Origin of the sequence: Micromonospora sp. NPDC048170 (genome assembly GCF_040652795.1) — a bacterium.
GTDB lineage: Bacteria > Actinomycetota > Actinomycetes > Mycobacteriales > Micromonosporaceae > Micromonospora.
Map to the genome: position 1 here is coordinate 130,220 of NZ_JBEZMR010000017.1, position 7,052 is coordinate 137,271.

Here is a 7,052-nt window from a genome sequence, read left to right on the forward strand (position 1 = left end):
TCAGCCCTCCCCGGGCACGCGCAGCACGGCGGCGCGGAGCACCGCGTCGGCGTCGACGGGTACGCAGCGCAGGTCCAGCAGCAGCCGTCCGCGCACCACCCGGCCGAGCACCGGCGGGTCGCCGACGCGCAGCGGCTGCGCGTACCGCTCGGGCAGGCTGAGCGCCCACGAGTCCAGCTCGACGCCCGGCGCCCCGCCGCCGCCGACGACCGCGCCGGCCGGCACCACCTCCGCCTTGCACCCGTCGTCGGCGAGGGCGTCGCGCAGCCGCTCGGTGCGCGCCCGCAGCGCGCCCGGGTCGGCGTGCAGGGCGGACCGGGTGGGGGTGGCCGGGTCGCCGAGGGTGGCGGCGAGCGCGGCGAGGGTCAGCTTGTCCACCCGCAGCGCCCGGGCCAGCGGGTGCCGGCGCAGCCGTTCAACCAGGTCGGCGGCGCCCAGCAGCAGCCCGGCCTGCGGGCCACCGAGCAGCTTGTCGCCGCTGGCGGTGACCAGCGCCGCCCCGGCCCGCAGGGTGCCGGCGGCGTCGGGCTCGGCGGGCAGCAACGGGTCGGGCGCGAGCAGCCCGGAGCCGATGTCGGCGACCACGGGTACGCCGAGGGTGGCCAGCCGCCGCACGGGCACCGCCGAGGTGAAGCCGGTGACCTGGAAGTTCGACGGGTGCACCTTGAGCACGAAGCCGGTCCGGGGGCCGAGGGCGGCGGCGTAGTCGTCGAGCGTGGTGCGGTTGGTGGTGCCGACCTCGCGCAGCCGGGCGCCGGTGCTCTCCAACAGGTCGGGCAGGCGGAACCCGTCGCCGATCTCGACCAGCTCGCCCCGGCTGACGACGATCTCGGCGTCGGCGGCCAGCGCGGTGGCCGCGAGCACCAGCGCGGCCGCGCCGTTGTTGACCACGTGCACCGCGCCCGCGTCGGGCACCGCGGCGGCGAGGGCGTCGAGGGCGTCGCGTCCGCGCCGGGCCCGCCGACCCGTACGCAGGTCCAACTCGACGTCGGTGTGCCCGGCGGCGGCGCTCACCGCCGCGACGGCGGCGGGCGACAGGGCGGCCCGACCCAGGTTGGTGTGCAGCACCACCCCGGTCGCGTTGAGCACCGCCCGGGGCGTCGGCGCGGGCAGGGCCGCCAGCGCGACGTCGCGTACCGCCTCGGGGGTTATCTCGCCCCGGCGGGCCCGCTCCTGGGCCCGGTGGACGGCGGCCTTGACCCGCTCCCGGCCCAGGATGCCCGCCGCGGCGGCCAGCCGGGGGTCGGCGAGCAGCGCGTCGGTGCGCGGCACCCGCCGGCGCGGATCGCCCGCGACGTCCCCCATGGTCCCCTCTTCCGCAGCATGGCGGAGACGGACGGGAATCGAACCCGCCTGGCCCGGATCCCGGACCACACCGGTTTTGAAGACCGGGAGGGGCACCAGCCGCCTGAACGCCTCCACGCAGCAGTGAACCACAGGCCCGGCGGGCGGATGCGGGCAGGCGTCAGCCCCCGGCGGCGCGCCGCCGCTCGAGGCGCTCCCGCTGCGGCACCACCGTGTACTTCGGATCCTTCGCCGAGGCGACGCCGCCGTGGAAGATGCCGAACCGGGTCGCCACCGACGCGCCCAGCAGGGCCGCCCCGGACAGCGCGGAGAGCGTCCGACTGCGCCGGCCCAGCAGCGCGCCCGCCACCCCGAGCGCGGTCAGGGCCCGCCCGGCACGCAGCAGCCGACCGGCCTGCCCGGTGCGGTAGGGCTCGCTGAGCAGCCCCAGCCGGGTCTCCACGCGGTGCGCGCCGTACAGCTCCAGGGCCGCGCCCGCCACCGCCATCCGCCGGGCGGGCCCGGCCTGCGCGGTCGGCGCGGCGATCAGTCCCACGCCGGCGCCGCTGGCCAGCGCGCTGCCCGCGAAGATGGTCGGCAGCTCCGGGTACGCCTCGTGCCAGGACGGCACGGCCGTGCCGGCGAGCAGCACCCCGGTGTACGTGGCCAGCGCCGGCGCCGTCGCCGCGGCGGCCAGCCCGGCGGCGTGTCCGACCGGTGGCAGCACCCGACGGACGAGCCCCGGCAGGCCGCGCTCGGGCAGCCACGACGCGCCCTCGGCGACCGCCGCGACACCGGCGGCCGGGCCGAACGCGCTGAGGATCCAGGTGCCCACGGACATGGGCGAGGTGGGCTTGGCCACCCGCAGCATGTGGTGGAACCGGGCGGGCCGCCCCAGATCCTTGATCAGGAAGACGGTGCTGGCCGTGACCGCCGCCAGCGAGGTGACCCGGCCGGCACGGCGCAGCGCGGGCCGGCCGGTGAGCTGCCCGCCCGCCGCGAGCAGCGACGAACCGGCGGCCAGCCCGCCGGTGAACAGGTACGCGGCGATGTCCCACTTCCAGACCGGCGCCTTGAGGATCGGCCGACCGTAATAGGAGGTGAACTCGGCCTCCGGGACGGTCAGCTCCTCGCCGCTCCGGCGGCCCCGTCGGGGCGGATGATCCGGACTCACGAGGAACCTCCCACGAACGCCGCCACGGCCGCCGCCGCCATCGCCAGGGCGGCCAGGCCGGCCCGTTTCCACATCTTCGGCAGGTCCCGGGTGGTGACCACCGGGTCCGGGGGCAGCCCGTACACCTCCGGCTCGTCGAGCAGCAGGAAGAACGCGCCGTCGCCACCGACCCCGTCGTCCGGGTCGTGCCCGTAGAGCCGCGCCTCGGGCACACCCCGCTCGTGCAGCGTCGCCACCCGGGCCGCGGCCCGCTCCCGCAACTCGTCGAGGGGGCCGTACTGGATGGACTCGGTCGGGCAGGCCTGCGCGCAGGCGGGAGTCTGCCCGGCGCCCATCCGGTCGTAGCACAGCGTGCACTTCCACGCCCGGCCGTCGCCCTTGCGCTGGTCGATGACGCCGTAGGGGCAGGCGGAGATGCAGTAGCCGCAGCCGTTGCAGATGTCCTCCTGCACCACCACCGTGCCGAACTCGGTGCGGAACAGCGAGCCGGTGGGGCAGACGTCGAGGCAGGCCGCGTGGGTGCAGTGCTTGCACACGTCGGACATCATCAGCCAGCGGAAGTCGGTGCGCCCCTGCGCGTCACCGGCACGCCCCGGCGGCTGTGCCCCGGGCATCCCCAGGAACTCCGGCCCCGGGGCGCTGCGCCCGGCCGGGCGGGACTGCTCGACGAACGCCACGTGCCGCCACGAGTTCGCGGTCAACGCGCCGGTGTTGTCGTACGACATGCCGAGCAGGTCCAGCCCCGAGCCGGGCACGTCGTTCCACTCCTTGCAGGCCACCTCGCACGCCTTGCAGCCGATGCAGACGCTGGTGTCGGTGAAGAAGCCCATCCGGGGCGGGGCGTCGGTCCAGCCGGCGTCGGGGGCGGGATCCAGCGGCCCGGACAGGCTGTTCGGGTCAGGAAGCATCACGGCCCTCCCCGGCGCCGTCCGCGGGCGTCGCCCCGGGGGTGGTCGTCGGGGCCGGGTGGCCGGGAACGATGCCCGCCCGCCGCTGGTAGTCGGCCACCAGGTCCAGCAGGGCCGGGCCCGTGGGTCGCCGCCCCGGGAGCACGTCACAGGTACCGATCTTGCTCTCCTGGATCAGCACGTTCGGGTCGAGGGTGATCCCGAACAGGTCGTTGGCCGAGTCGCCCGTCACGAGGCCCTCGAACCCGAAGTGGTACGGCAGCCACACCTGGTGGATCACGCGGCCGTCGACCCGCAGCGGGCGCAGCCGGTCGGTGACCAGCACCTTCGCCTCGATCACGGCCCGCCCGCTGACGAGATGTGCCCAGCCGAGATGCGTCAGGCCCACCTCGGCGGCCAGGCTTGGCGACACCTCGACGAACATCTCCGGTTGCAGCTCCGCCAGGGGCCGCACCGTACGGCTCATCCCGCCCGCCGTGTGGTGCTCGGTGAGCCGGCTGACCGTGAACACGTACGGGAACACCTGGCTGTGTTCCTGCGGCGGGCTCGGGTTCACCGAGTTCACCGGGTGCGCGTACACCTTGCGGGTGGGGTTGGCCTGCTGCCGGTAGAACGGGTTGCGCACCGGCGACTCGGCCGGCTCGTAGTGTGTCGGCAGCGGGCCGTCGAGCACGCCGCTGGGCGCGTACAGCCAGCCCTTGCCGTCGCCCTGCATGACGAACGGGTCGTCGCCGGCGATCCCCTCCGGGCCGGACGCGCCCTGCGGCGGCCGGTACGTCGGCGGCTTGGTCCGCTCGAAGTCCGGCACGTCGTAGCCGGTCCACTCCCCGGCGTCCGGATCCCACCAGACGTAACGCTTGCGCTCGCTCCACGGCCGGCCCTGCGGGTCGGCGGAGGCACGGTTGTAGAGCGTGCGCCGGTTCGCCGGCCACGCCCAGCCCCACTCGGCGGCCACCCAGTCCTGCTCGTGCCGGGGCTTGCGCCGGGCCGCCTGGTTGACGCCGTCGGCGTACACCCCCGAGTAGATCCAGCAGCCGACGGCGGTGGAACCGTCGTCGCGGGCCTCGGCGAACGCGGACAGCGGGCGGCCGGTCGCCACGTCGTACCCGTTGATCTCGCGCAGCACCGCCTCGGCGGACGGCTCCGCGTGCGGGCCGTGCGTGGGATAGTCCCAGGCCAGGTCGAGCAGCGCCCGGTCGCGCGGCAGTTCGGAGCCGGCCAGCTTCTCCCGCAGCCGGAGCCCGAGGTGGTAGAAGAACCACAGCTCGGAGCGGGCGTCGCCCGGCGGGTCGACGGCCTTCTCCCGCCACTGGAGCAGCCGCTGGGTCTGGGTGAAGGTGCCGTCCTTCTCCACGTGCGAGGCGGCGGGCAGGAAGAACACCTCGGTCCTGCACTCGGACGGCACGATCTCGCCGGTGGCTACCTCGGGGCTGTTCCGCCAGAACGTGGCGCTCTCGATCATGAACAGGTCGCGGACCACCAGCCAGTCCAGGTTGGCCATGCCGAGACGCTGCGCCCGCCCGTGTGCCGACCCCACCGCCGGGTTCTGGCCGAGCAGGAAGTAGCCCCGCACCTTCCCGTCGATCATGTTCAGCACCTGCTGGTACGTCCCGTGGTCGCCGGTCATCCGGGGCAGGTACCCGTAGCAGAAGTCGTTCTCCGGCGTCGCCGCGTCCCCCCAGTACGCCTTGAGCAGGCTCGCCGCGTACGCGCGGGCGTTGCCCCAGAAGCCCTTCTGACCCGGCTGGCGGATGCCGTCCACCCACTCGTCGAAGGTGGGGTGGTCGGCGTGGTGCGGCATCGGCAGGTAGCCGGGAAGCAGGTTGAACAGCGTCGGGATGTCGGTGGAGCCCTGGATGCTGGCATGCCCGCGCAGGGCGAGGATGCCTCCGCCGGGGCGGCCCATGTTGCCCAACAGCAGCTGGATGATCGCGCCCGTACGGATGTACTGCACGCCGACGCTGTGCTGCGTCCACCCGACGGAGTAGATCAGCGCGCCGGTGCGCTCCCGGCCCGAGTTCTCCGCCCAGGCCCGGGCCAGCTCCAGGAACTTCTCCTGCGGGATGCCGCAGACGCGCTCCACCATCTCCGGGGTGTAGCGGGCGAAGTGCCGCCTGAGGATCTGGTAGACGCAGCGCGGGTGCCGCAACGTCTCGTCCCGTTCCACGCTGCCGCCCACCGCGGCGCCGTGCGACTCGTGGCGCAGCCCGGCGGCGGTCTCCCGCTCCTGCGCGGTGTGCCCGCTGCCGGAGTCCGACTCGTGGCCCGCGTACTGCCAGGAGTCCTGGACGTAGCTGCCCGTCTCCGGATCGAATCCGGAGAAGAAGCCGTCACCGTCCTCGGCGTCGACGAACCGCTCGCTGACGATCGTCGCGGCGTTCGTGTACGCCAGCACGTACTCCCGGAAGTCCAGCTCGTTCTCCAGGATGTACCGCACCACGCCGCCGAGCAGCGCGATGTCGGAGCCCGCGCGGATCGGCAGGTAGGTGTCGGCCAGCGCGCTGGTGCGGGTGAAGCGTGGATCGACGTGGAACACCTTGGCGCCACGCCGCTTGGCTTCCATCACCCACTGGAAGCCCACCGGGTGGGCCTCGGCCATGTTCGAGCCCTGGATGACGATGACGTCAGCGTTGGCGACGTCCTGCTGGAAGTCCGTCGCGCCACCGCGACCGAAGCTGGCCCCCAGACCGGGGACGGTGGCGGAGTGTCAAATGCGCGCCTGGTTCTCGATCTGGAGCGCCCCCATCGCCGTGAACAGCTTCTTGATGAGGTAGTTCTCCTCGTTGTCCAGCGTCGCCCCGCCCAGGCTGGAGATGCCCAGCGTGCGGTTCAGCGGCCGGCCCGCGGTGTCGACGTCCTCCCAGGTTTCGGCGCGGGCGGCGAGAATCCGGTCAGCGATCATGTCCAGCGCGACGTCGAGCTCCAGATCCTCCCACTCGGTCGCGTAGGGCCGCCGGTAGCGGACCTTCGTCTGCCGCAGCGGGCTGGTGACCAGGCTCTTGCTGGCCGACCCCTTCGGGCACAGCCGGCCCCGCGAGATCGGGCTGTCCGGGTCGCCCTCGATCTGGGTGACCTCGTTGTCCCTGACATACACGCGCTGGCCGCAGCCGACCGCGCAGTAGGGGCACACCGAGCGGGCCACGCGGTCGGCCGTGTCGGTGCGCGCCGTCAGTTCCGCCGACCGGGAGGACTGCGCCGCGGCACCCCGACCGAGCGGGTCGGTGCCGGTGAGTTGCCGGTAGACCGGCCAGCCCTGGATGAAGGTGCGCAGGCCCACGCGCGACACCCCCTCTCCCGACCCGTCCGACGTCGCCCACCCTTGAACATAGGCCAGGCCCCCCCGGACCGCGACCCGCCTCCTCCGATCACCACCCGACGGTCACCGCCCGCACCCGAGGTGTCGCCCATCGCGTACGCGCGACAGCGGCCGGAGCCCGCACCCACGTGGCGGCATCCGGCTCCCATGGGGCTGGTCCGCATCCGCCGCCGCAGGCTTCGGGGCGTGCCGTCCGCGTCCGCCGCCGCACCCTCGCCACCGCTCCCGCCCGGCCTCTCCGCCCCCGTCCGGTCTCCGGTGATCGTGAGGCGGGCGGGGACAGACAGTGCCGCCCCCGGGCCCTGAGGGCTCGGGGGCGGCACCGGTGTCGGTGTGCAGGTCGCCTCTCGGCGAGTGGCGCGACGCGGCT

General features: G+C 74.4%; 4 protein-coding genes and 1 tRNA gene. All 5 read right to left on the minus strand.

Annotated features, from left to right (window positions below; all coding sequences use genetic code 11):
• The 5 genes from selA to fdh all read right to left on the minus strand — a co-directional run bounded on the left by selA (window position 1) and on the right by fdh (window position 6,643).
• The gene (gene selA / locus AB0D32_RS21330; protein ID WP_357092668.1) at window positions 1-1,305 is read right to left on the minus strand and encodes an L-seryl-tRNA(Sec) selenium transferase; all 1,305 of its coding nucleotides are present in this window, start codon (window positions 1,303-1,305) and stop codon (window positions 1-3) included.
• Window positions 1,306-1,324: 19 nt separating this feature from the next.
• Window positions 1,325-1,420: transfer RNA gene (locus tag AB0D32_RS21335), tRNA-Sec, on the minus strand.
• A gap of 45 nt (window positions 1,421-1,465) precedes the next feature.
• Complete coding sequence (gene nrfD / locus AB0D32_RS21340; protein WP_357092671.1) at window positions 1,466-2,458, minus strand: NrfD/PsrC family molybdoenzyme membrane anchor subunit; 993 nt, start codon at window positions 2,456-2,458, stop codon at window positions 1,466-1,468.
• Window positions 2,455-3,366 carry a 4Fe-4S dicluster domain-containing protein gene (locus AB0D32_RS21345; RefSeq protein ID WP_357092674.1) on the minus strand — a complete coding sequence of 304 codons (912 nt, stop codon included), beginning with the start codon at window positions 3,364-3,366 and terminating at the stop codon, window positions 2,455-2,457. Before AB0D32_RS21345 ends, nrfD begins: the two co-directional genes overlap by 4 nt.
• The gene (gene fdh / locus AB0D32_RS21350; RefSeq protein ID WP_357092704.1) at window positions 3,356-6,643 is read right to left on the minus strand and encodes a formate dehydrogenase; all 3,288 of its coding nucleotides are present in this window, start codon (window positions 6,641-6,643) and stop codon (window positions 3,356-3,358) included. Before fdh ends, AB0D32_RS21345 begins: the two co-directional genes overlap by 11 nt.
• Window positions 6,644-7,052 lie beyond the last annotated feature (409 nt).

Bases quoted from the DNA above. Each gene is read 5' to 3' on its own strand.
- selA (WP_357092668.1), bottom strand. From the start codon at position 1,305: ATGGGGGACGTCGCGGGCGATCCGCGCCGGCGGGTGCCGCGCACCGAC.
- AB0D32_RS21345 (WP_357092674.1), bottom strand. From the start codon at position 3,366: ATGCTTCCTGACCCGAACAGCCTGTCCGGGCCGCTGGATCCCGCCCCC.